Origin of the sequence: Halorubrum ezzemoulense DSM 17463, from assembly GCF_002114285.1 — an archaeon.
In the GTDB taxonomy this organism is placed as follows: domain Archaea; phylum Halobacteriota; class Halobacteria; order Halobacteriales; family Haloferacaceae; genus Halorubrum; species Halorubrum ezzemoulense.
In genome coordinates this window covers 42,342-65,261 of sequence record NZ_NEDJ01000011.1, presented here as the reverse complement: position 1 = coordinate 65,261, position 22,920 = coordinate 42,342, and the positions used below count along the sequence as shown (strand labels likewise).

The 22,920-nt window shown below is 72.0% G+C and carries 21 protein-coding genes and 1 pseudogene; 7 read left to right on the top strand and 15 right to left on the bottom strand.

What is annotated here, in order from left to right; translation table 11 throughout:
• Nucleotides 1-196: 196 nt before the first annotated feature.
• On the top strand, nt 197-1,036 hold the full coding sequence (locus B9H04_RS05305; protein ID WP_085682512.1) for a hypothetical protein: 840 nt from the start codon (nt 197-199) through the stop codon (nt 1,034-1,036).
• Between the two features lie 86 nt (nt 1,037-1,122).
• Nucleotides 1,123-1,875: a 1-(5-phosphoribosyl)-5-[(5-phosphoribosylamino)methylideneamino]imidazole-4-carboxamide isomerase gene (gene hisA, locus B9H04_RS05300; protein ID WP_049932069.1), complete on the top strand. Its 753-nt coding sequence runs from the start codon at nt 1,123-1,125 to the stop codon at nt 1,873-1,875.
• A gap of 49 nt (nt 1,876-1,924) precedes the next feature.
• Here the strand turns inward: hisA and B9H04_RS05295 are convergent, their stop codons facing one another.
• Entirely contained in the window at nt 1,925-2,761 is an 837-nt protein-coding gene (locus B9H04_RS05295) for a universal stress protein (protein ID WP_049932071.1), read from the bottom strand.
• 1 nt (nt 2,762) lies between these two features.
• Nucleotides 2,763-4,178, bottom strand: a complete 1,416-nt coding sequence (locus B9H04_RS05290; protein ID WP_049932073.1) for an APC family permease — start codon at nt 4,176-4,178, stop codon at nt 2,763-2,765.
• A 162-nt stretch (nt 4,179-4,340) separates the two neighbouring features.
• On the opposite strand from B9H04_RS05290, the gene hisB reads away from it, so the two are divergent.
• A complete protein-coding gene (gene hisB / locus B9H04_RS05285; protein WP_049932076.1) occupies nt 4,341-4,937 on the top strand; it encodes an imidazoleglycerol-phosphate dehydratase HisB in 597 nt (198 codons plus the stop codon).
• Nucleotides 4,938-4,955: 18 nt separating this feature from the next.
• Here the strand turns inward: hisB and B9H04_RS05280 are convergent, their stop codons facing one another.
• Nucleotides 4,956-5,177, bottom strand: coding sequence for a hypothetical protein (locus tag B9H04_RS05280; protein ID WP_049932077.1), 222 nt, complete (start codon nt 5,175-5,177; stop codon nt 4,956-4,958).
• A 140-nt stretch (nt 5,178-5,317) separates the two neighbouring features.
• Between B9H04_RS05280 and B9H04_RS05275 the strand changes: the two genes are divergently transcribed.
• Both B9H04_RS05275 and B9H04_RS05270 read left to right on the top strand, forming a co-directional pair.
• Nucleotides 5,318-6,214 (top strand): YkgJ family cysteine cluster protein, encoded by an 897-nt coding sequence (locus B9H04_RS05275; protein ID WP_049932079.1) that lies wholly within the window; start codon nt 5,318-5,320, stop codon nt 6,212-6,214.
• Between the two features lie 99 nt (nt 6,215-6,313).
• Nucleotides 6,314-8,098: an L-aspartate oxidase gene (locus B9H04_RS05270; protein WP_049932080.1), complete on the top strand. Its 1,785-nt coding sequence runs from the start codon at nt 6,314-6,316 to the stop codon at nt 8,096-8,098.
• A 27-nt stretch (nt 8,099-8,125) separates the two neighbouring features.
• Here B9H04_RS05270 and B9H04_RS05265 read toward each other — a convergent pair whose 3' ends face one another.
• The 8 genes and pseudogenes from B9H04_RS05265 to larE form a co-directional block, all read right to left on the bottom strand.
• Nucleotides 8,126-8,419 carry a DUF7861 family protein gene (locus B9H04_RS05265; protein ID WP_049932083.1) on the bottom strand — a complete coding sequence of 98 codons (294 nt, stop codon included), beginning with the start codon at nt 8,417-8,419 and terminating at the stop codon, nt 8,126-8,128.
• Nucleotides 8,416-9,071, bottom strand: a pseudogene (locus B9H04_RS05260) (N-acetyltransferase family protein). The gene B9H04_RS05265 and the pseudogene B9H04_RS05260 overlap by 4 nt, the downstream one beginning before the upstream one ends.
• A gap of 71 nt (nt 9,072-9,142) precedes the next feature.
• Nucleotides 9,143-10,285 (bottom strand): Brp/Blh family beta-carotene 15,15'-dioxygenase, encoded by a 1,143-nt coding sequence (locus B9H04_RS05255; protein WP_049932084.1) that lies wholly within the window; start codon nt 10,283-10,285, stop codon nt 9,143-9,145.
• Nucleotides 10,278-11,114, bottom strand: coding sequence for a lycopene cyclase domain-containing protein (locus B9H04_RS05250; RefSeq protein ID WP_049932085.1), 837 nt, complete (start codon nt 11,112-11,114; stop codon nt 10,278-10,280). The genes B9H04_RS05255 and B9H04_RS05250 overlap by 8 nt, the downstream gene beginning before the upstream one ends.
• Before the next feature lie 105 nt (nt 11,115-11,219).
• A complete protein-coding gene (gene serB / locus B9H04_RS05245; RefSeq protein WP_049932087.1) occupies nt 11,220-11,870 on the bottom strand; it encodes a phosphoserine phosphatase SerB in 651 nt (216 codons plus the stop codon).
• An 85-nt stretch (nt 11,871-11,955) separates the two neighbouring features.
• Nucleotides 11,956-12,144, bottom strand: a complete 189-nt coding sequence (locus B9H04_RS05240) for a hypothetical protein (protein WP_049932088.1) — start codon at nt 12,142-12,144, stop codon at nt 11,956-11,958.
• A 97-nt stretch (nt 12,145-12,241) separates the two neighbouring features.
• On the bottom strand, nt 12,242-12,445 hold the full coding sequence (locus B9H04_RS05235; protein ID WP_049932090.1) for a hypothetical protein: 204 nt from the start codon (nt 12,443-12,445) through the stop codon (nt 12,242-12,244).
• Nucleotides 12,446-12,553: 108 nt separating this feature from the next.
• Nucleotides 12,554-13,516 carry an ATP-dependent sacrificial sulfur transferase LarE gene (larE, locus tag B9H04_RS05230; RefSeq protein ID WP_049932092.1) on the bottom strand — a complete coding sequence of 321 codons (963 nt, stop codon included), beginning with the start codon at nt 13,514-13,516 and terminating at the stop codon, nt 12,554-12,556.
• Between the two features lie 155 nt (nt 13,517-13,671).
• On the opposite strand from larE, the gene B9H04_RS05225 reads away from it, so the two are divergent.
• On the top strand, nt 13,672-15,699 hold the full coding sequence (locus B9H04_RS05225) for a MutS-related protein (protein ID WP_085682511.1): 2,028 nt from the start codon (nt 13,672-13,674) through the stop codon (nt 15,697-15,699).
• Nucleotides 15,700-15,731: 32 nt separating this feature from the next.
• On the opposite strand, the gene B9H04_RS05220 is transcribed toward B9H04_RS05225, so the two are convergent.
• A complete protein-coding gene (locus B9H04_RS05220; RefSeq protein ID WP_085682510.1) occupies nt 15,732-16,115 on the bottom strand; it encodes a RidA family protein in 384 nt (127 codons plus the stop codon).
• Between the two features lie 159 nt (nt 16,116-16,274).
• Between B9H04_RS05220 and B9H04_RS05215 the strand changes: the two genes are divergently transcribed.
• Nucleotides 16,275-16,523: a hypothetical protein gene (locus B9H04_RS05215; protein ID WP_049932095.1), complete on the top strand. Its 249-nt coding sequence runs from the start codon at nt 16,275-16,277 to the stop codon at nt 16,521-16,523.
• Nucleotides 16,524-16,567: 44 nt separating this feature from the next.
• On the opposite strand, the gene B9H04_RS05210 is transcribed toward B9H04_RS05215, so the two are convergent.
• The 3 genes from B9H04_RS05210 to tatC form a co-directional block, all read right to left on the bottom strand.
• Nucleotides 16,568-17,425, bottom strand: a complete 858-nt coding sequence (locus tag B9H04_RS05210) for a hypothetical protein (RefSeq protein ID WP_049932097.1) — start codon at nt 17,423-17,425, stop codon at nt 16,568-16,570.
• A 72-nt stretch (nt 17,426-17,497) separates the two neighbouring features.
• Nucleotides 17,498-20,449: an excinuclease ABC subunit UvrA gene (gene uvrA / locus B9H04_RS05205; protein WP_085682509.1), complete on the bottom strand. Its 2,952-nt coding sequence runs from the start codon at nt 20,447-20,449 to the stop codon at nt 17,498-17,500.
• A gap of 96 nt (nt 20,450-20,545) precedes the next feature.
• Nucleotides 20,546-22,750, bottom strand: a complete 2,205-nt coding sequence (gene tatC / locus B9H04_RS05200; protein ID WP_085682508.1) for a twin-arginine translocase subunit TatC — start codon at nt 22,748-22,750, stop codon at nt 20,546-20,548.
• Between the last annotated feature and the right edge of the window lie 170 nt (nt 22,751-22,920).

Sequence of the window (22,920 nt, the reverse complement as noted above, 5' to 3'; positions counted from 1 at the left end):
GCGCTACAGCCGGCGAGCGCGACGGCCCCCGCCGCCCCGGCCGCAGTCAGGAACCGCCGCCGGGTGTGTGGCCGAGCGCGTCGCCGCCGTGTCCTGCTTTCGTCGTCGGTCATCACTCGGTTGTTGTACTCGGTGGTTACATAAGGGATCCGGGTCGGGGCGACACCGATTTCCCCGTCGCGGCCGTCGAATTCGTATGAAGCAGCGTCCGACGAACGGATCTGCGGCGACGCCGCCCCCACGCGAGACGACCACCCGACGCCGCCTGCTCGCCGGCGGCGCGGCGGTCGGCGTCGCCGGGCTCGCCGGCTGTCTCGGCGCCCGCGACGGGCCAGTCCCGGCCCCCGAGGTGACGAGCGACCGGGTCGACGACTGGCGACGGACCGACGAGTTCGAGCGGACGGTGTTCGAGCGGTCGTACGGTCCCGTCACCGTCCGGGCGCTCGAACACACGGGAATCTACGAGTACGCGCCCGTCGCGGACGCGCTCGCCGAGACGCTCGGCGGGTCCGGGTCGCCGGTCGTCTTCTTCGCGACGCGGATCGACCTCCGGCCCGCCGTCGACCGACTCCCGGCCGGGATCGGCCGCGAGCGGATCATGCGCGAGGTGGAGGCGGCCGCGACCGACGCCTTCCGCGGGCAGCTCCGGAGCGCCGGCAGCGAGAACGTCGAAATCGCCGACGAGGGGATCTCCACCGTCCGGTCCGGCAACACGGCGACCGTGTGGCGGCTGACCGGCGAGTACGCGCTCGACGGCGAGGTCCCGCTCCCGGACGGGACCGCCGCGGGACTCGATCGACCCCTCGACATCGGGGCCCGCCTCGGCGTCTGGCACGACGGAACCGACGTGATCGTCGCCGGCGGCGCGTATCCGACCGATCCCCTTCTCGACGCCTTCGACGCGGCGCTGCCGGACTCGATCGACGCCGAGAGCGCTGTGCGACGGCTCGCCGGCGCCGAGAGCGCCGAGGCGCTCGCGACCGACCCCGCCGCCTACGACGAGGACGTCTCGCAGTTGCTCATCTCGGTGGTGTGAGCCGACGGCCCCCCGGAGCCCCCCGCTCGGCCCTCCTTCCGCCTCGAACCGACCCGTTTAATCGCCGTCGCGGGCTTCAGTCCCGTATGAGCCACTTCTCGGAGTTCGAAGTGATCCCCGCCGTCGACGTGCAGGACGGCGAGGTCGTCCAGCTGGTCGGCGGCGAGCGCGGGACGGGCAAGCGCTACGGCGACCCCGTCGCGGCCGCCGAGCGCTGGGTCGAGGCGGGCGCCGAGACCCTCCACCTCGTCGATCTCGACGGCGCGTTCGAGGGCGAGCGCGTCAACGCCGGCGCGCTCGAGTCGGTCGTGGACGCGGTCGGCGGCGACGGCGCGGACGCGGTCGGCCTCCAGCTCGGCGGCGGCATCCGGGCCGCCGAGGGCGCGCGCGCGCTGCTCGACTTGGGGCTCGACCGCGTCATCCTCGGGACCGCGGCGGTCGAGACCCCGGATATCGTCGCGGAGATCGACGAGACCCACCCGGGGAGCGTCGTCGTCAGCCTCGACGCGAAGGACGGCGAGGTCGTCGTCTCTGGCTGGACCGAGGGGACCGGGCTCGACCCCGCCGAGGCCGCCGCCCGCTACGAGGAACTGGGGGCCGGCGCGATCCTCTTCACGAACGTCGACGTGGAGGGGCAGCTGGATGGGATCGACCGCGAGGCGGTCGCGAGCGTGGTCGACGCGGTCGAGATCCCGGTGATCGCCTCCGGCGGCGTGGCGGCGGTCGACGACGTGGTCGCGCTGAAGGAGGCGGGCGCGGCCGCGGTCGTCGTCGGGACGGCGTTATACGAGGGCGAGTTCACGCTCCGAGAGGCACAGGCGGCCGCGGACGAGGTCTGAGCGCTCTACTCAGCCGGCGACGACGCGCTCCCGGCGGCGTCGCCGCCGACTACTCCTCCGGACGCTCGCGCTGAACGACTAACACCGGGCCGAGGAAGCGCTCGGCGATCTGCTCCGACGGCATCCCGAAGACGAACGTGGTGACCGACGGGTCGGTCTCGCCCATCACGACTGCGTCGTGCGACTCGGCCCGGCTCGCGATGTCGTCGATCGGGACGTCACCGGTCTCCACCACCAGCTCGACCCGGTCCGAGTCGACCCCGCGCTCGGCGAGGTCGCTTTTCACCCCGTTCAAGAACGCCTCGCCGTCGCCGCGGGACTCCCCCTCGTCGAGCGCGTGGTACAGCGTCACCGCAACGCCCGCGTCGGCGAACAGGCCGGCGACGAGCCGGGCGTTCCGGCTGGCGCCGACGGTCCCGCGGAGCGCCACGAGGACCGATTCCACACGGTCCGTGCTGTTCGGGACCAACACCGCGAGGCTGTCGTACTCGTAGCTGAGCCGGTCGACCGTCGTCTCCTTGTCGTGTGTAAACACGAGCCGCGTCTCGACGTCGGCCCCGGCCGCGGCGAGCCGGGCCGCGAACTCGTCGAGCTTCGACATGGCCTTCTCGCCGAACTGCTCGCGCGCCTGCTCGGTCGCGGTCTGGTCGGGGATCACGTGGTACCCGAGCAGCACGACGCGGGCGTTCGCGAGCAGTTCGGGCGTTCCGGTGGGGAGCGACTCCCCCTCCAACACCGCCAGCGGGACCAACACCGACGGCCGGTCGGGGTCGGGCCGCGCGTCCCCCCCGGACTCGGGCGGTCCCTCGCCGTCGGGTTCGGGACCTGAGTCGTCCTCGCCGGTCCCGGGCTGTGCCTCGTCGTCGTTCGCGGGTGTGTCGGACATCTTAGAAGTCACCTCTCAGTTCCACGTCGGTCGCGTAGTACCGGTACCAGCCGTAGGCGGCGACCATGATCGCGACGCCGACGCCGATCGACGCCGGCTGCATGAACGCGATAAGCGCGAAGCTCGCGACCCCGCCGACGGCGGCGACGGGGACCCCGGCCGGACAGCGGAACGCGGGCGCGTACCAGTCGGGCTGCTCGCGGCGGAGCCGGACCAGCGCCACGCAGAGCAGGCCGTACATCACGAGGTGGAGGAACGACGCCACCTCCGCGAGCAGCTCCACCTGTCCCGTCGCCGCGAGCACGACGATCGGGCCACCGGCGAGCCCCAAGGCGACGTGCGGGGTCCCGTACGCGAGGTTGACCCGACTCGCGGCCTCGGGGATGAGGTCGTCGCGGCTCACCGCGTACACCGCCCGCGACGCGCTGAGTATCGACGCGTTCGCGCTGGAGAACGTCGCCAGCAGCCCGGCGATCACTATGGCGAGCGCGCCGGGGAAGCCGACGAACTCGCGGGCGACCTCGACCATCGCGGTCTCGCCGAACTCGCCGAGCCGCGCGCTCCCGAACGCGCTCGTCGCCACGAAGATGGTGACGACGTAGAAGACGCCGACCACGACCACGGAGCCGACCATCGCCAGCGGGAGGTTCCGCGAGGGCTCCTTGATGTCCCCGGCGACCGTCGCGACCTGCGCGAAGCCGAGGTACGACGTGAACACGAGCGCGGCGGTCTGGAGAACCGGAAGCGCCCCGCCGGGCGGGAAGAAGCGCTCGGGGGTACTCTCGGCCCCGAAGACGCCCAGCGCGTCGAGGCTCCCGTAGCTCAGGAACAGCGTGAGGATAACGAGCAACACGATCACGATCGCGTTCTGGAGCGCCGCCGTGTTCTCCGTCCCGAAGACGCTGAGCGCGGTGAGCCCGACGCCGAACGCGACGCCGAGCGGGACCGCAGGGTCGACCGGGAGCGCGATCCCCGCCTCGAGGAACACCTGCCCGGCGTAGCTCCCGAGCCCGACGAGGTAGAACGCGGAGGCGAACACGAGCCCGAGCCAGAGGCCGAGCCCGACCACCGCGCCCGGGCCGGTGCCCAGCCCCCGCGAGATGAAGAAGTAGCCGCCGCCGCTGCGCGGCATCGCCGTGGCGAGTTCGGCGGCCGGCAGCGCGACCAGCAGGGCGACCACTGCGCCGATCGCGAACGACGCGGCGGCCGCCGGTCCGGCGTTCTCGGCCGCGAGCCCCGGGAACACGAAGATCCCCGCACCGATCATCGTGCCGATGCCGATCGCGAGGCCGCCGGCGAGCCCGATCGTCCGTTCGAGCTCTCCCTCTCCGGTGTCCGCGTCGACGGCGTCGGGGTCCTCGACGTCGGCGGGTGAAGGCGCGGTGTCGCGCGTCTCGTCGGGCTCGGGGCCGTCCATACGTGTAGAGACGCCTCCCCGACGCGACAAATATCCACCGCTGGCCTCGGTCTGACTGACCCGGCCCGCCTGCCCCAGCGCGGACCGGGACCGCCGCCGGTCGGCCGCCGTGGCCCCCGCGCCACCCACAACCGACTTACGAATCCCCCGCGACGGGCCGGTATGAGCGACCACGACCGGACCGCGGCCGTCACCCGCGAGACGAGCGAGACGACCATCGAACTCACGCTCGCGGTCGACGGCGACGGCGACAGCGAGGTCTCGACAGGGGTCGGCTTCTACGACCACATGCTCGAATCGTTCGCGAAGCACGGCTTGTTCGACCTCACGGTCCGCTGCGACGGCGACCTCGACATCGACGACCACCACACCGTCGAGGACGTGGCGATCTGCCTCGGCGAGGCGTTCGACGAGGCGCTCGGCGACAAGCGCGGAATCCGGCGGTACGCCGACCGCCACGTCCCGCTCGACGAGGCGGTCGCGAGCGTCGTCGTCGACGTGGCGGGACGGCCGTACTACGAGTTCTCCGGAGAGTTCTCACAGGAGTCTGTCGGGGAGTTCACCAGCGTCATGGCCGACCACTTCGCGCTCTCCGTAGCCCACAACGCCGGGCTGACGCTCCACGCCGCGGTCGAGCGCGGCGACAACGCCCACCACGAGGTCGAGGCGCTGTTCAAGGCGCTGGCGCGCGCGCTCGACGACGCCACTCGGCTCGACGAGCGCCGCAGCGACACGCCAAGCACGAAGGGCGAGCTCTGAGGCGGCGTCCCCTCGGGGTCACTCGGGCGCGGCGAACTCGTTGTACTCCCCGTTGTGGTATACGAGCTCGCCCGTCTCTTCCAGCTCGTGGAGCAGGTCGAACACCTCGCTGTACTCGTGTTCGCGGTCGTACTCGACCGCCAGCCGCTGGACGACCACCCCCGGCGTCACCGCCGCGGCCTCGTGTTCTCGGACGATCCGGACCGCGAGCCGCCCGAGTTCTGCCCGTTCCGAGTCCATCTCGTGACGACGTTCGGCCGGGGTCGGCAAAACGGTCCGGGTCCGGGACGCGCCCGGTTCGCGTCCCGTCCGGACTCGGTTCGCGTCCGGTTCGCGTTCCGCCGACAACTTATCACACTGCGAACCGTTGGCAGGGCCGTATGGAACTCCGCTGTGAGGGCTGCGCCGGCTGCTGCGTCGACTGGCGTCCGCTCGATCCGGCCGCGGCGGGCTCAGACCGCACCGGGCCTCGTCCCCCGCTCGACGACACCTACGACCTCGTCCCGCTCACCCGCGACGAGGTCGTAGGCATCGTCGACGACGGCCTGGGCGACGCCCTGATCCCCCGACTGTTCGAGCCGGCCGAGCGCGACGAGCGCGTTCGGATCGACGGGACCGACCTCGCCGCGATCGACGGCCGCCCCGTCTTCGTCGTCGGCCTCCGGAAGCCCCCCAAACCGGTCGCACCGATCGGGACCGACGAGCCGCGCTGGCTCGGCGCCTGCGCCTTCCTCGACCCGACGACGCTCCAGTGCCGGATCCACGGCGACGACCGCTACCCGCGCACCTGTTCGAGCTACCCGGGTCACAACCTCGAACTCGACGCCGAGACCGAGTGCGAGCGCGTCGAGGCCGCCGGGGGCGGGGACCGGCTCCTCGACGACGAGCCGGCCGACGACCTCCCGGCGCCCGCGTTCGGCCCGCAGGCGCTCGGCGCGACGGTGTTCGCGTACCCCGACCCGGAGGACCTCGACGGCGTCGTCGCCCGGCTCCGCGACGGCAGGGCGACCGCCGACGACCGTGCCCGCTTTGCCGGCGCCGCCGTCGGCTCTCGCCCTGGATCGTTGTCGGTGACGCGCGACCGCATGGCCGAGGCTCGGGACGACGCCCGCGAGGCCGACTCGTGGGTCGGGTCCGCGATCCGCGAGTGGACGGAGCGCGCCGGCGCCGACGGCGAGCGGGTCGGCCTCGACCGCGACGCGCGCGACCGCCTCGCCCGCGCCGTCGAGGACGACGCCGGCGCGCCCGGCACGCCCGGCTGGGACGCGGAGCGATAGGGGACGCGCCCACCGTCCTCGGTCGTGTGTTCGCGCCGCCTTCGCGCGCGCACGCACACGCCCGTGAGGCTTACCCGTCTCCGGACCCTCCGTTTGAATATGGACGAACGAGCCCCGACTGACGAGCCGGTCGAGTACGCGCGAGAGGACGTGTCCGTCCTGGTCGTGGGCGCCGGCGCCGCCGGCGCGCGCGCGGCGATCGAACTCGCCGAGCGCGGCGTCGACGACGTGCTCGTCCTCGGGAAGCGCGGACACGGCGACGCCCACACCACGTGGGCTCGGGGCGGGATCAACGGCGCGCTCGGGACCCACGACCCCGAGGACTCGCCCGCGATCCACGCGGCGGACACCCTCAACGAGGGCCACCTGATCAACGATCCCGGGAAGGTCGAGACAGTGACCGCGCAGATGCCCGAGCGGCTCCGCGAGCTCGACGACTGGGGGATGGCGTACTCCCGCACCAACGACGGCGCGATCGACCAGCGGTTCTTCGGCGCGCAGTCGTTCCGCCGGACCGCCTTCGCCGGCGACCACACCGGCGAGTCGCTGCTGAACACGCTCGTCGACCGCGCGCAGGCGCTGTCGGTCCCCTACCGCGAGAACGTGATGATCACGAAGCTGGTCTCCGACGGCGAGGCCGTCCACGGTGCGGTCGGCTTCGACATGGATGACGGCGAGTTCGTACTGTTCAACGCGGGCACCGTCGTTCTCGCCGCCGGCGGCCACGCGGCGATCTACAACCGGCACACCTCCCGCGACGACGAGAACAACGGCGACGGCGCGGCGCTGGCCTTCGACGCCGGCGCGTCGCTGATGGACATGGAGTTCATGCAGTTCCACCCGACGGGGATGGCCGTCGACGAGGCCGACCCCGAGTGGGCGCCGTGGAGCGGCCGCCTCGTGACCGAGGCCGTCCGCGGCGAGGGGGGCCGCCTGTTCAACGCCGAGGGCGAGCGGTTCATGGAGCGCTACTCTCCGGACCAGATGGAGCTCGACGCCCGCGACGTGGTCGCCCGCGCCATCGCCCGCGAGATCGGCGAGGGGCGCGGCACGGAGCACGGCGGCGTCTACCTCGACATCTCTCACCGCGACGCCGACTTCATCGAGGAGCGGCTCCCCAGAATGTACGAGCGGTTCCAAGACCTCGGCGTGGACATGGCCGAGGAGCCCGTCGAGGTCGCGCCGACCTCCCACTACGGGATGGGCGGCGTCGCCGTCGACGACCACGGCGAGACCGACGTTGACGGCCTCTTCGCCATCGGGGAGACGATGGCGGGCGTTCACGGCGCGAACCGCCTCGGCGGCAACTCGCTGGCCGAGACGGTCGCGTACGGCGTCGTTGCGGGCGAGCGGATCGCCGACCGCGTCGACGGCCCGGGCGAGGTGCCCGACGCCCTCCGCGAGGAGACCGTCGAGCCGCACCTCCGCGACCTGCGCGCGATGGCGGACAACGACGGCGCCAACGAGGTCGACGCGGTGCTCGCAGACCTCCGCGAGCTGATGTGGGAGCACGCGGGCATCCTCCGCGACGAGTCGTCGCTCCGCGAGGGGCTTGACCGCCTCGCCGCCGTCCGCGACCGCGCCGCGGACATGCGCGTCGGGCCGGTCACCAGCGAGTCGTTCGAGCTCGCCGTCGACGCCGGCTTCATGCTTGTCGCCGCCGAGGCGGTCCTCCGCGGCGCGCTCGAACGCGAGGAGTCGCGCGGCGCGCACTACCGCACCGACCACCCCGACACCGACCCCGACTGGCGGCGCAACGTCTACTTCGACGCGGCCGACGTCGGCGGCATGACGCTCCGCACCGAACCGGTCGATCAGCCGAGCGACGCCGTCCAGGCCGCCCTCGACGAGGGACACGAGCTGGACTACCACCAGCTAGAGTAGCGACGGCCCGCTCCGCTCGTCCCTCCTTCACCCGCCCCGCTCCCGGTACCAGACGCGCTCGCCGACCGGCGACTCGCCGTCGTCGATCGGGAGCCGGCTCACGAACAGGTCCCGTACGGCGAGCGTGAGCGTCAACTCGACGGGCTCGCCGCGGTCCCCGTCTGCCACCGCTTCATCTCCTCCCGCCTCTCTCTCCGGCACGATCGGCCGCACCGTCACGACGCAGTGGCCGTCGCGCTCGCCGATCGATTCGACGACGCCGACCGACCACTGGTCGACGTGGTGCGACGGTTCCCTGGCGTGGACGCGGTCGTGGTTCACGACCGGCTCGCCTCCGCGTCGGTCGCGTCGCCCGCGACGCGCCGCACGGCGAGCACGCCCTCGCAGGTACACGTCTCCTCGCACTTCGGGCACTCCGCCGCGGGGCGCTCGATCGGGTCGCGGTGGATCGTCTCGTAGCCGTGCGCGTCGAACAGCTTCTCCGGGGAGTCGTCGCCGCCGTGGTACCACGAGTCCGCGAGGAACAGGTCGACGCCCCGCTCCGCGCCGGCCTCGTGGAGGCGACCGAGCAGCCGACTGCCGATCCCCCGACCCGTCGCGCCCTCCCTGACGTACCCCATTTCGAGTGGCCGTACCGCTCCGCGGCGGGCAGCAGGTCGGGGTCGTCGAAGAAGTACATCTCGTCGGCGGCGGCGGTCGGATCGGTGAACTCGCGGAGCGCCATGACGCCGAGGATCGCGCCGTCCCGGTCGCCCTCGCCGTCGACAGCGTCGGTTCGGTCACTCTCGCCGTCAACCGCGTCTCCTGCCGACTCGACGGCGTCCCCCTCGACCGCGACCAGCACGTGGTACGTCGGGTCGTCGATCCCGAGGTCCACGCCGTAGGAGCTCCCCTCGGTGAAATGAGAGGTGATGAGCGCCTCCAGCGGCTCGGCGTCGCTCGGTCGCGGCTCGCGGATCGCGATCTCGTCCATCTACCGGACGGACGCCGTCGCCGACCAAGAGCGGTGCGGTGCCGGCACCGGCCGCCTCCGGTCGGCGCCGATCAGGCCCCGGCGCCCGGCCGCCAGACTCCCTCCCGCCGGTCGAGCCACGCCACGACGACGACGTGCGGGAGCGTCATGGCGGCGATGGCGACGAGCGACACGGCGAGCAGGTCGCCGGGCGCCGCCACGCCCGCGGGGACCGAGACGCCGACCGCGCCGACCACGAGGAACCCGCCGAGCGTGAGCGGCGCCGCGTCGCGCCCGAAGCGGGCGAGCGCGCCGACCGCGTCGCCGGCCGACGCCGCGCTCGCCGCCGCTGGGTCGACGAGGACGAGCCGGCCGACGTGCCGGAGCGCGTGCCACAGCGCGAAGTACACCCCGATCGCGAACACCGGCGCGGCGAGCAGGAACCACGCCCACAGCACGGCCAGCTCGCCGGCGTCGCGGCGCCAGCCGCCGGCGTCGCGCCCGCTCCGAACCCGCCGGTAGCCGAGCCCGACCGACGCCAGCGTCGCGGCCGCCATCCCGACGCCGACCCCGGCGCGGACCGCGGGCGCGAACAGGGGGTCGACGGCCGTCGCGGCCGCGCCCCCGTCGACGAGGAACAGGCCGACGATCCACTCGGCCACCAGCCGGTACTCCTCGGGGTGCGCGAGGAGCGGGACGCCCATCGGGAGGCCGCCGCGGACGATAAGCGCCAGCCAGCGCTCGGCCGAGGTGGGGAGGTGGTCGACGCCCGCGATCGCGAGCGTCGCCACGTCGCCCTGCCCCCAGTGGAGCCACGTGAGCGCGATGAACCCGACGAACGCGGCGACGGGCGCGGCGAAGAACGCTGCGACGACCGCCCCACCGAGGACCGCGTAGCCGACGGAGACGACCGCGATCGACCGCCGGAGCGACACGCCCGGCGCGGCCCGTAGGGGGACGAGGTGGTCCACTGCCCCGTGCGCCATCCCGACGGCGAGGGTGCCGAGCGCGAACGTCGCGACGCCGAGTTCGACCGGAAACAGGGGGGTCGCGGCGCCGACCGGCAACAGCGCCGCCAGCGCCAGCGCCGGACGTCGCGCGAACCACCGGTCGACCCGCTCGGCCGCCGGGTCGGCGTCGCGCCCGTCGCCGACGCTCTCGTCGGCCCCGCGTCCCGCGGTCGCGACGGACCGGGCGTCCGCCGCGCTCCGCGACGCCTCCGACGCCTCAGTCATCGACTACGTCCGGGTCCGGGTCGGCCGGGGACTCGGGGCCGCGAACGTCCCGCTCGGGCTCCGACCCGGCGCCGGCGACAGCGTCCGCCGCCGCCCCGCGGCGGTCGTTCCAGTCGAGCACCCACTCGAACAAGACGAGGCCGTTGATCGTCATCACTCCCGCGGCGACGAAGAACAGCATCTCTTCGATCGGGAGGCCGAGGACCGCGATCCCGGTCGTCAACTCCGGCGAGAGGTACCACGTCCCCATGCCGATCGCGATCCGGTCGGCGACCCAGAAGTACGCCGCCGGGGCGAGCGTCGCCGTGATCCACAGCCGCGGCGTGCGCGCGAGGTAGCCGCCGCCGACGCCCCACTGGAGCGCGAGGACGGGCCCGACCCACGCGATCAGCCCGCCGAGGTACAGGAACGACGGGTCGAGCCACGCGAGCCCCAGCCCGATCGGGACCATCGCGAGGCCGACGAGGACGCCGGCGGCCCGGGGCACGCGGTCGAAGTCGCCCTCGCGGAACGTCGGATCGAAACCGATCCGGTGGAGCGCGAACGCGACCACGATCGTCTGGATCGCGAAGAACAGGTACTCGCCGAGCGGGATCGAGAGCGCCCGCGCGACGACGGCGCCGTCCGCGTACCCCCAGGCGCCCCGGCGGATCATGTAGCTGATCCACGGGGTGGTGTAGGCGTACGCGATGGCGACGAGGATCGCGATCCCACCGACCGCCCGGCGCTGCCGCGTCGCCTCGTACCGCGGGGCGAGGTACCACAGCAGCGCCAGCACGGGGAGACTGAAGACGAGGTGAAACTGGAGATACGTCAGCGTCGGTAGCATCGGACCACCCCGGCGAAGACGCTCATGCCAACATATCGCCCCCGTTTCTGTTTAACCCTTCAGCCCAACGTGGTCAGGTATCGCCGGCCCGAACCGGTTCGGTGATCAGTCCCCGGCCGCGAGGACGCCGTGCGCCTCCAGCACCTTCCCCAGCCGGTACATGGAGGCGACGACCGAATCACAGACCGGCCGCACCGCGGACTTCGGGACGAAGCCGACCGCCAGGCCCGCGACCTCCAGCATCGGGAGGTCGTTCGCGCCGTCGCCGACCGCCACCGTCTCGCGCATCGGGACGCCGACCTCGGCCGCGAGGTCGGCGAGCGCGTCGTCCTTCGTCCCCTCGATCAGCGGTCCCTCCGCCTCGCCGGTGAGGGCGCCGTCCGGTCCGGTCGGCAGTCGGTTGGCGACGATCGTGTCGACGGCGACCCCCTCGCGAGCGAGCGCCGCCTCGACGCCGCGCTCGAACCCCCCGGTGAGGACGGCGACGTGGTGCCCCTCGTCGCGGAGGCGCTCGATGAGACGCGCGGCGCCGGGCCGGATCCGCACCGCGTCGAACGCGTCCTCGACCTCCGCCTCGGGAAGGGCTTCCAGCAGCTCCGCGCGCCGGTAGAGGCTCTCGGCGTAGCTGAGTTCGTCGTTCATCGCCCGCTCGGTGATCTCGGCGACCTCGTCGGCGACGCCCGCCCGCTCCGCGAGCAGGACCGTCATCTCGGAGTCGGAGAGCGTCCCGTCGAAGTCGAACGCGATGAGACTCATGGCGTCCGTTCGTCGCGGCGGGGCCTTGAAGCGCGCGGTCGCCCCCGATTTTCACCGGCGGGAGCGCCTCTCGGACACGGCCCGCTCACAGCCGCTCGCCGCGGTACTCGAAGTACCTGACCTCCTCGGCGCACCAGGCGCAGCCGCACTCGCTGTAGTAGCCGCTCCGCCCGGTGAGCCGATCGGGGTGGGTGATCTCGATGCCGCGCTGGAACCGCTCCGCGAGCTCGTGGTATCGGTCGCACTCCTCCCAGAACGACGCCGCAGCGGCCATCGTGTCCGTTTACGTGAAACTCGCACTTGAACGGTACTCCGAACTCGCACCCGCCCGGCCCCTTTCGGCCGCGTCGCAGCGGTTCGCGCCGCCCTCTTCACTCGCCGTCAGCGTCGGCGAGGAACTCCACGTCGCCGGCGATGACCGCGCTCGCGATGACGCCGACGCCGACTACGGTGGCGACCCCGAGGGTGGTCATCGTCACCGAGAGCGCCGAGCCGCCGATCGCGACGCCCACGAACGCCCCGACGGCCCCCCCGACGCCGCCGGCGATCACCGCCAGCGTCTGTGCCTCTCGCATAGGTGTCGCTTTAGTAACACGGGTTATAAGCGTTCCCGCCGGGTTCTCTCCGGTGATAACGCCGCCCTCATTCCGGCGCCGGTGCCGCTCTCGGCGGTCGCCGGCGCCTCAGCGCGGGTACCGCCGCCCGAGGTCGGCGCCGTCGTCCGCCGCGTCGCTCCCGGCGGGCTCTCCGTTCGCGTTGTCCGAGTTCTCGTCGCCCGCATCCCCGTCGCCCACCTCCTCGCCGCCCGGACTCACGCTCCCGGTTCGGTAGCCGGCCATGTCGAGGGTGACGTACTCGAAGCCGAGGTCGGTGAGGTGTTCGTGGACGGCGTCGGCGAAGGCCGGGTCGAGCGCGCGCTCCAGTTCGTCGGGGGCGATCTCGACGCGTGCGAGGCCGTCGTGGTCGCGAACCCGGAACCCCTCGAAGCCCCACTCGCGGAGCACCCGCTCCGCCTTCTCGACGCGGGTCAGCCGCTCCTCGGTGACCTCCAGCCCGGTCGGGATCCGCGAGGAGAGACACGCCATCGAGGGCTTGTCGGCCACGGAGAGGTCGCGAGACTCGGCGATCGCGCGGACCTCCGCCTTCGTGATCCCGGCGTCGAGCAGCGGCGAGAACACGTCGAGCTCCTCGACCGCGCGGAGCCCCGGTCGGTGCCCCTCGCTGGGGTCGTCCGCGTTCGTCCCGTCGCAGACGGTGTCGATCCCCAGCTCCTTCGCGGTCTCGTACATCCGGCCGAGCCGCATGGTCCGGCAGTGGTAACACCGGTCGCCGTCGTTGGCGACGAAGTTCGGGTCGTCGAGCTCGGAGAACGTCACCGTCTCGTGGCGGACCCCGATCTCGTCGGCGACTCGCTTCGCGTCGTCGAGCTCCGCCGCGGGGAGCGTCTCGCTGCGGGCGGTACACGCCACGGCGTCGTCGCCGAGCGCCTCCGTTGCCAGCGCGGCCACCACCGCGGAGTCGACGCCGCCCGAGAACGCGACGAGCACCCCGTCGCGCTCGCCGAGCGCCTCGCGGGCGGTCGCCGCCTTCGCCGCCGCCTCGGGGTCGAGCGACCCGTCGCCGACGGCACGCGCGTCCTGACTCATGGCAGGCGTTGGCGACGAGCGCGAAAAAGGGCGTCGCACCCGGCGCGCTGGTCCTCGCTCTGAGACGCGCGCCGCCCCCCGACCCGCCGGACGCCGCGGGGATCCGCGGGAGCGACCCGCACGCTTTACACCGTTGCCGTGATACCGGCGGGTAGATGGAGCTGGAGGCGATCCCCGGCGTCGGCGCCAAGACGGCCGCTTCGCTGCGCGAACTCGACGACCCGGTCGCGACCGTCGAGTCCGGCGACGTGGCCGCCATCGCCCGCGCGCCGGGCGTCAACGAGGCCCGCGCGGCCCGCATCGCCCGCGGAGCGATCCGGCGCCGCCACGGCGACGACGGTCGCGTGCTGGCCACCGACCGCGCCCGCGAGCTGTACCGGGAGGCGATCGACCTGCTGCGCGAGCGCACCGTCACCGACTACGCGGCGAAGCGGCTGGAGACGTTCTACCCGAGCGCGTCCGCCTCGCGGATCGCGGAGGCGCAGTCGTTCGCCGCCGACGCGGCCGACCGCGACCCCGACCCGGCGGTCCGCAAGGCGCTCGCGGACTGCGCGCCCCTGTCGGACCCCCCGACCGTCCGCGTCCGCGACCGCTGCCTCGCGACGGCCGACGCCGAGACGCTCGCGCGCGCCGAGGCGGAGGTCCCCGAGCTCTCCGTCGAGACCGTCGAGGACGCGCGTGACGTCTCCGAGCTGGGCCGCTCGTACGCGTCCGTGATCGTCTTGGACGAGTCGTTCGCCGGGCTCGACGTGGAGGGCGACGTGAGCGTGCGGCCGGACGCGCTGGAGGCGCCGGCGGAGACGGTGCCCGAGCGGCTGCTCGCCTTCTTCGCCGAGAACCGCGACCGGCTGGAGGCGGCCGCGGCGGTCCACGAGGCGGCCGCGGCGGCCGGCGACCCCGTCTCGGGCGGCGGCCCTCCGGTCGCCCTCGACCGCCTGCGCGACGCGCTCTCGCGGCTCGACGACGACGGCACGATCGCCGGCGACGCGGAGCTGGACCGGCTCACCGCCGCCGTCGACGACCTCGACGCCGCGGTGTCGACGGCCGCCTCTGTCGCCGACGACCGGCTGCGCGAGGCGATCCGCGAGCGCGACGTCACCATCGAGGGGACCGACTTCCTCTCCCTCGTCGAGCAGGGCGCCCGCGTGGACTCCCTGCTGGACCGCGAGCTCGCCGACGAGTACGACGCGGCCGTCGACGCCGCCCGCGAACACCTCGCCGACGCGCTCCGACTGGAACCCGAGGAGGCGGAGCTCGCGGAGCCCGTCTTCGGCGGCGCCCCATCTTTCCCGGTCGACCACGACGAGAGCGCCATCTCGCGGCTCCGGACCGAGCTCTCCGCGGCCCGGGACCGCCGGGCGGCGAAGCTGAAGGCCGACCTCGCGAGCGACCTCGGGGACCTCCGCCAGCCGGTCGAGGAGCTGGTCCGCGACGCCCTAGAGCTCGACGTCGAGCTCGCCGTCGCGCGGTTCGCGCGCGACTTCGACTGTACGCTGCCCGAGGTGGTCGAGCCGGCGGGCGACGACGGCGGCGAGGCCCCGCCCGCCGGCTTCCGCATCGAGGGCGGTCGCTCCCCGCTCCTCGACGTCGACTTCCCCGATGTCGAGCCCGTCGACTACGGCGTGTCGGGCGCGACGCTGCTCTCCGGGGTGAACTCCGGCGGGAAGACCTCGACGCTCGATCTGGTCGCACTGGTCGTCGTGCTCGCGCAGATGGGGATGCCCGTGCCGGCCGAGTCGGCGACCGTCGAGCGATTCGAGGAGATCCACTACTACGCGAAGTCGCAGGGCACTCTCGACGCCGGCGCGTTCGAGGCGACGCTGCGGGACTTCGGCGATCTCGTCGACGGCGCCGACGGTCGGCTGGTCTTGGTGGACGAACTCGAATCCATCACCGAGCCGGGCGCCTCCGCGAAGATCATCGCGGGCATCTTGGAGGCGCTCGACGACCAGGACGCGACCGCCGTCTTCGTCTCGCACCTCGCTCGCGAGATTCGCGCCGCCGCCGACTTCGAAGTCGCGGTCGACGGCATCGAGGCCGCGGGGCTCGTCGACGGCGAACTCCGCGTGAACCGCTCGCCGAAGAAGGGGCACCTCGCGCGGTCGACGCCGGAGCTCATCGTCGAGAAGCTCGCGGACGACCGCGGCGGCGAGTTCTACGGCGACCTGTTGGAGAAGTTCTGAGCCGGGAGCGGGTTTCCCCCCGCCCCGAGAACTCAGTCGCCGCCGTCGAGCTCCGCCGTGACCGTGATCTCGACGTCGAGCGGCGCGGGGAGCCGAGACACCTCGACGCAGGTCCGCGCCGGGTACGGCTCCGAGAGGAACGACCGGTACGCCTCGTTCACCGCGTCGTAGTCGGCCATGTCGGTGAGGTAGACGGTCGCCGACACGATCGCGTCCGGGGTCGTCCCGGCCGCCTCCAGAATCGCGGCGACGTTTTCGAGCGTCTGCGTCGTCTGTTCGCCGACCGAGTCGGGCGCCTCCCCCGTGTCGGGGTCCACGCCCGTCTTCCCGGAGACGTGGACCGTGTCGCCCGAGACGATCCCCTGCGAGTACGGGCCGAGCGCTTCCGGGACGTCGTCCGTCGTGATCTCTCGCATGACCGGGGCGACGGCGCGCCGCGGCATCAAGATGCGGGTCGCGGGGGTCGCCTCGGCCGCTCCGACACCGCCGCGAGGCGGTCGCCCCGACCCACGCTCCGTCCGGGCGTTCGTCGCCCCGCCGACATATTCATACAGGCTCGGTCGGAATCGGGCCGTATGCCAGCCGTGTCCCCGTTCGGCGTCCTCCTCTTCGCGGCGCAGGTCGGCGTCGGCGCTCAGGTGTCCCGCTTGCTCCCCGACCGTGACCGCGCCCGTCGCGCGGCCGTCGGGCTCGCCGTGGCGGTACTGGGTCTCTTGATCCTGTTCCGCTTCGGTTCCATCGCGGCGCTCACCGTCGACCTGATCGCGCTCCTCGTCGTTGCGAGAGCCGTCGGATCGCCCGGCCGTCGGCCGACGGCGGGGTAACGCGACGGTCTCGGCGCCGCGTCGTCCCGGTTACGATCGCACCCTCAGAGCCAGACGAGCCGCCACTCGCCGTCCGCGGTCGCGACGAGCCACTCCAGTTCGAACTCGTCGCCGTCGCCGTCGGTGACTGTCACCGAGACGACCGCGTTCTCCGCGGCGACGGTCTCGATCGTCTCGTCGTCCGCGGCCCCGGCGAAGAAGTCCGAGACGCTCCGGACGCGCTCGGCGTCCACGTCCTCGGCGACGACGGCGGCCTCGACGAGCCCCTGACGCCGCGCGCCGTCGAAGAGGCCCGGCACGTCCGCCGCCACCTCGCCCAGCGGCGACGCGGGGTGCGAGAGCTCCCGGACGTCGTCGGCGAACGCCGCTGCGCTCTCGGCCTCGCCCGCCCGCCGGTAGTACTCCCTGACGACTGTCACCGGTCCCTCCGGTTCGCCGGGCCACACGACGCCCCACTCGCCGTCGTCGGTCGCGACGAGCCACCGACGCTCGAACTCGCCCCCGTCGCCACCGACGACGGTCGCCGAGACGACCGCGTTTTCCGCGGCGATCGACTCCAGCTCCTCGTCGGTGAGCGAGGCCGACAGGAATCCGGATATCGAGCGGATCCGGTCGGCCGAGACGTTCTCCTCAACGACCGCGGCGTCGGCGAGCTCCTGTCTCACCGTGGTGTCGAACGCCATCGGCACGTCCTCGGCGAGCGTCGAGAGCGGGGAGACGGGGTGCGCGAGCGCCGGAACGTCCGCCGCGAACGCCTCTGCGTCTTCGCTCGCGCTCGCCCGCCGGTAGTACGCCTCGACCGCCGCCGCGGGACCGCCGGCGCCTTCGGCGGTGGAGGAGCGCCCGGCCGCGAGCGCGAGGACCGCTGCGCCGCCAACGGAGAGGAACGACCGTCGTTCCATGACCGTGTGTCAAGCGATGTCGAGCAAAAGTTCTTTTCCCAATTTCGCCCCGAAAGCCGCCACAGACGCCGCTCAGTCGTCGTCCGCGACCGCGGGCTTCCGACGGTCGTCGCGGGGGCCGTCGAGGTCCACGTCGGGCAGCATGTCGCGGAGGTAGCGCCCGGTGTGCGAGGCGTCTTCCCGAGCGATCTCCTCGGGGGTACCGCTCGCGACGAGTTCGCCGCCGCCGTCGCCGCCCTCGGGGCCGAGGTCGATCACGTGGTCGGCGTTCTTCACGAGGTCGAGCTCGTGTTCGATGACGACCACGGTGTTGCCGGCGTCGACGAGGCGGTGGAGCACGTCAATCAGCTTGCGCTCGTCCTCCTTGTGGAGCCCCGTCGTCGGCTCATCGAGTAGGTAGAGCGTGTCGCCGGTCGCGCGCTTGCCGAGCTCCTCGGCGAGCTTGACGCGCTGCGCCTCGCCGCCCGAGAGGGTGGTGGAGGGCTGGCCCAGCTCCATGTAGCCGAGCCCCACGTCCTTCAGCAGTTTCAGGCGGCGTTCGAGCCCGCGGTGGCTCTCGAAGAAGTCGTACGCCTCCGCGACGCTCATGTCGAGCACGTCGGCGATGGTCTTCCCCTTGTACTCCACGTCGAGCGTCTCGTCGTTGTAGCGGGCGCCGCCGCACTCCTCGCAGGGGACGTACACGTCCGAGAGGAAGTTCATCTCGATCTTGACGGTCCCCTGCCCGCCGCACTCCTCACAGCGGCCGCCTTTCACGTTGAACGAGAAGCGGCCCTTCTCGTAGCCGCGGCGCTTCGAGAGCTTCGTCTCCGCGAACAGCTCTCGGACGTGGTCGAACACGTCCGTGTACGTCGCGGGGTTCGACCGCGGCGTCCGCCCGATCGGCGACTGGTCGATGAGCCGCACCGTCTCGACCCCGTCGAGCCCCTCGATCGCGTCGTGTGCGCCGGGATCGACCGAGGTGTTGTCGTTCATCTCTCGCGCCAGCCCCTTGTAGAGGATGTCGTTGACGAGCGTCGACTTCCCCGGGCCGGAGACGCCGGTGACGGTCGTCAACGTGCCGAGCGGGATCGGCACGTCGAGGTCCTTCAGGTTGTGCTGGCGCGCGCCCGTCACCACGAGTTCGCCGGCTGGCCCGCGCCGCTCGTCGGGCACCGGGACCGACTTCCGGCCCGCGAGGTAGTCGGCGGTCACCGACTCGTCGGTCCCGACCACCTCGTCGAAGTCGCCCTGCGCGACGACCTCGCCGCCGCGCTTGCCGGGGCCGGGGCCCATGTCGATGATCTCGTCGGCGCGCCGCATCGTCTCCTCGTCGTGTTCGACGACGAGCAGCGTGTTGCCCAGGTCGCGGAGCCCTTCGAGCGTGTCGAGCAGACGGTCGTTGTCGCGCTGGTGGAGGCCGATGGAGGGCTCGTCAAGGACGTAGAGGACGCCCACCAGTCCGGAGCCGACCTGCGTCGCGAGCCGGATGCGCTGGCTCTCGCCGCCGGACAGCGTCGACGCCTCGCGGTCGAGCGTGAGGTACTCCAGCCCGACCTCCTCCATGAAGCCGAGCCGCGCGCGGATCTCTTTTAAAATCTCCTCGGCGATCGTCGTCTCGCGCTCGTTCAGCTCCGCCTCCATTCCCTCGAAGTGCTCGCGGGCGTCGGCGATCGACAGCTCGTTCACCTCGGTGATCGACGTGCCGGCGACGAGGACGTGCCGCGACTGCTCCTTCAGTCGGGTGCCCTCGCACTCGGGACAGGTGGTCACGGCCATGTACTCCTCGATGTGGTCGCGGGCGCGCTCGGAGTCGGTCTCGACGTGGCGGCGCTCCAAGTTGGGGATGACGCCCTCGAAGCGCTCCGTCTTCTCGCGCGTGCCGTTCTTCGTCGTCCACTCGAAGTGGACCCTCCCGTCGGTGCCGTAGAGGAACTGCCGCCGGATCGACTCGTCGAGCTCCTCGAAGGGCGTGTCGAGGTCGACGCCGAAGTGCTCCGCGACGTTGTCGAGCTGGCGCGAGTAGTAGGTGCGGTCGTAGCTCCACGGCTCGAACACGTGCTTCAGCGGCTTCGAGGGGTCCTCGACGACGAGGTCCTCGTCGACCTCCTTCGTCGAGCCGATCCCCTCGCACTCCGGGCAGGCGCCGTACGGACTGTTGAAGGAGAACGAGCGCGTCTCGATCGCGGAGAACTGTACGTCGGAGTTGGGGTTGCCCAGCTCCTCGGAGAACTCGACGACGAGGCGGTCGTCGCCGTCGGCGTCGGCCGCGAGCGATCCCGTCGAGCGCGCGTTCGACGCGAAGGGAACGTCCTCGGGCGGGTCGGGGACGATCAGCTTGAGGACGCCGCCCGCCTCCTCGAGGGCGGTCTCGACCGAGTCGGTGATCCGCGAGCGCGCGTCCGGGGCCACTCGAACGCGGTCGACGATCACGTCGATCGTGTGGTCGTAGTTCTCGTTGAGGTCTGGGTCGTCGAGGGTGAGATCGACGGGCTCGCCGTCGATCTCGACGCGGCTGTACCCGTCGCTCACCAGCTCCTCGAATAAGTCCTCGAAGGCGCCCTTCGGGTCGCGGACGACCGGGGCGGCGATCTTCGCCCGCGTGCCCTCGGGCAGGTCGAGGATCTGCTTCACCATGTCCTGGGCGGACTGCTCGCCGACCTCCTCGCCCGTGACGGGGTCGTACTGGGTGCCGATCCGGGCGTACAGCAGCCGGAGGTAGTCGTGGAGTTCGGTGACGGTCCCCACCGTCGACCGTGGGTTGTTCGCCGCGTTCTTCTGGTCGATCGAGATCGCCGGCGAGAGCCCCTCGACGGACTCCACCTGCGGTTTGTCCATCTGTCCGAGGAAGTTGCGCGCGTACGCCGACAGCGACTCGATGTAGCGGCGCTGTCCCTCTGCGTAGACGGTGTCGAACGCGAGCGACGACTTCCCCGAGCCAGAGAGCCCGGTGACGACGGTGAACTCCTCCCGCGGGATCCGGACGTCGAGGTCCTTGAGGTTGTGCTCCTCGGCGCCGCGGACCTCGATGTAGTCCTTGCTCATTTCACTTCGTCCGTTGCGGGCGCGCGCGGGAATAGTCGTCGGTCGCGGGGACCGGCAGCGCCCGTTCTCGCCGTCGGCCGCGCCGAGCGCGGGGACTCACTCCCCGACGAACTCCGCGGGCGGAGAGAGGTCCCGCCGCCCCCCGAAGGTGACGAGGAAGAGGACGCCGACGCCGACGCCGTACGCCAACATCAACGGGATCGTCGCGAGGAACATCGTGATCACGTCGGCGGGGGTGAACACGGCCGCGACGAGCAGGATCCCGATCGTCACCTCGCGCCAGCGGGCGCGGAACACGCGGTACGGGACGCCGGCGTTGTTCAGCAGGACCATCGCGATGGGGATGTCCGCGAGGAAGCCGATCCCGATGGTCGTGTAGATGACGAGCCAGAGGAAGTCGCTCACCGGGTAGGTGATGACCATGTCCGCGAGGCGCGCGTCGGTGACGAGCCAGCCGATGATCTCGGGGGCGATGTACGCGTACCCGAGTGCGAAGCCGCCGATCATCCCGGCGCCGAGCGCGCCCGCCCACAGGTACACCTGATAGAGCCGCCCGGCGACGAAGCCGCGCTCGCGGAGCGCGGGCCACGCGTAGTAGAGGGCCACGGGGAACGCGGCGAAGATCCCGAGCATCACCGAGAACTTCACCATGAAGATGAGCGCCTCGACCGGGTGGAGCGTGATGATGTTGATCCCACCCTCGACCTCCGCGGGCACGCGCCGTTCGAGGTCGCCCCGGACCGTTCCGAGCCCGCCGAGGTACAGCCACGTGAACGCGGCCGCCATCACGGCGCCGAACACCGCGACGATCCGGAACGACCGCGTGCGCAGCGAGTCGAAGATGAACTTGAGGTCCGTGTAGTAGCCGCCGATGTCGTCTTCGGCCTCCTCCTCGTTGCCGTCGGTGAGCTCCGCGAGGAACGTCGAACTCGCCCGCGAGGTCCGGTTCTGGACGTTCCCGACGAGCCCGTCCTCGCCGGCGTCGTCCGCGCCGCCGTCGCCGTCCGCGCCACTGTCGCCGTCGCTCCCCTCGTTCGCCTCGTCGAAGCGGTCGAGGATCGCCTGCGCCTTCTCCGGGTCGTCGTCGTCGATCGCGGATTGCGCGAGCGCGAGCGACTCCTCTTCGCCCATCTCGGCGAACGCGTCCGCGGGGGCCGCCCGCACGCCCGCGGCGTCGAGTTCGCCCACGTCGATGGCGGTCGGGTCGCCGTACCGGTAGCCCGCGCTCGCGGTGTCGAGGTCGGTGTACACCGCCCACAGCGTCGCGACGGCCGCGAACGCGATCGCCCACGCGGCCGCGTAGACGCCGAGCGCGGTCGTCGGGTCGACGCCGAGCCCGGCGCCCGGTTCGAGGAACCGCCGCGTGCTCCCCGCGAGCCGGAGCAGGTCGTTGACCGCGGTTCGACCGCCGTACTCGTAGAAGCCGTACACGAGCGCGCCACCGAGGACGGTCGCGCTCCCGACGACGTTCCAGTGGTTCCGCACGGCGCCGAGCACGTCGATCCGGTCGGAGCTCCGTTTCGCCGTGACGACGAGCTTCGCGAGGTAGAGGCTGAAGCCGTACAGCGCGACCAGCGGGAACGCCCACAGTAGCTGGGTGAACGGGTCCGGCGGCGAGAAGACGGCGCCGAACACGAAGATGGCGACGACCGCGTAGCGCCACTTGTCGCGGAACGTCTCGTACGGGACGATCTCGGCGTACGACAGCCCGGTGATGACCATCGGCATCTGTCCGGCGAGGCCGAACGAGAGGGAGAGGAAGACGATGAACTCAGTCCACATCACGATCCCGTAGGTGGGCTGGATGTCGGCCTCCAGCCCGAACTCCGCGAGAAAGCCGAACATCAGCGGGAAGAAGGCGAAGACGCCGTAGGCGACGCCGGCGGAGAACAGCCCCGCGGCGAGCAGTCCGAGGAGCGCGAGCTTCCAGCGGGCGATCGGCGACTGCGGCCACATACCGCGAGCGCGGAGTTCGTCGCGGGTGACGTAGATCAGCGGCGGGATCGCGGCGATCGCGCCCACGATCAGCCCGATCTTCGCCTGGAGGAGGATCACTTCGAACGGGGTCGTCGCGATGATGTCCGCCTCCTCGGCGACGGCGGCGCTCATGTTGGACTCGGTCACCTCCCGCAGCCGGTCCCAGATGTACGTTCGGAGCGCCCAGAACGTCGCGAGGAAGCCGATGAGGAAGACGACGAACACCTTCTGGAGATCCTTCTGGATCGATCGAAGGAACGCCTTCGCCGTCTCGCGGCCCTCCGCGATCGACTGCTGGGTGTCTTCGTCGAGGGCGCTCGCCATACGAAAGGCGACGGTCGTCGCCGTTATCAACCTTTTCGACCGCGGGCGCTCCGGCCACCGAGCCGTCGCGGGGCCGTTGAGCAGTTACGAGCCCGCCGGGCCCGGCCAGGCCGCCGCTTCGGTCGCTCCGTCGCCGCCGCGAGACCCGGTTTCGCCCCCGCGCGACGCCG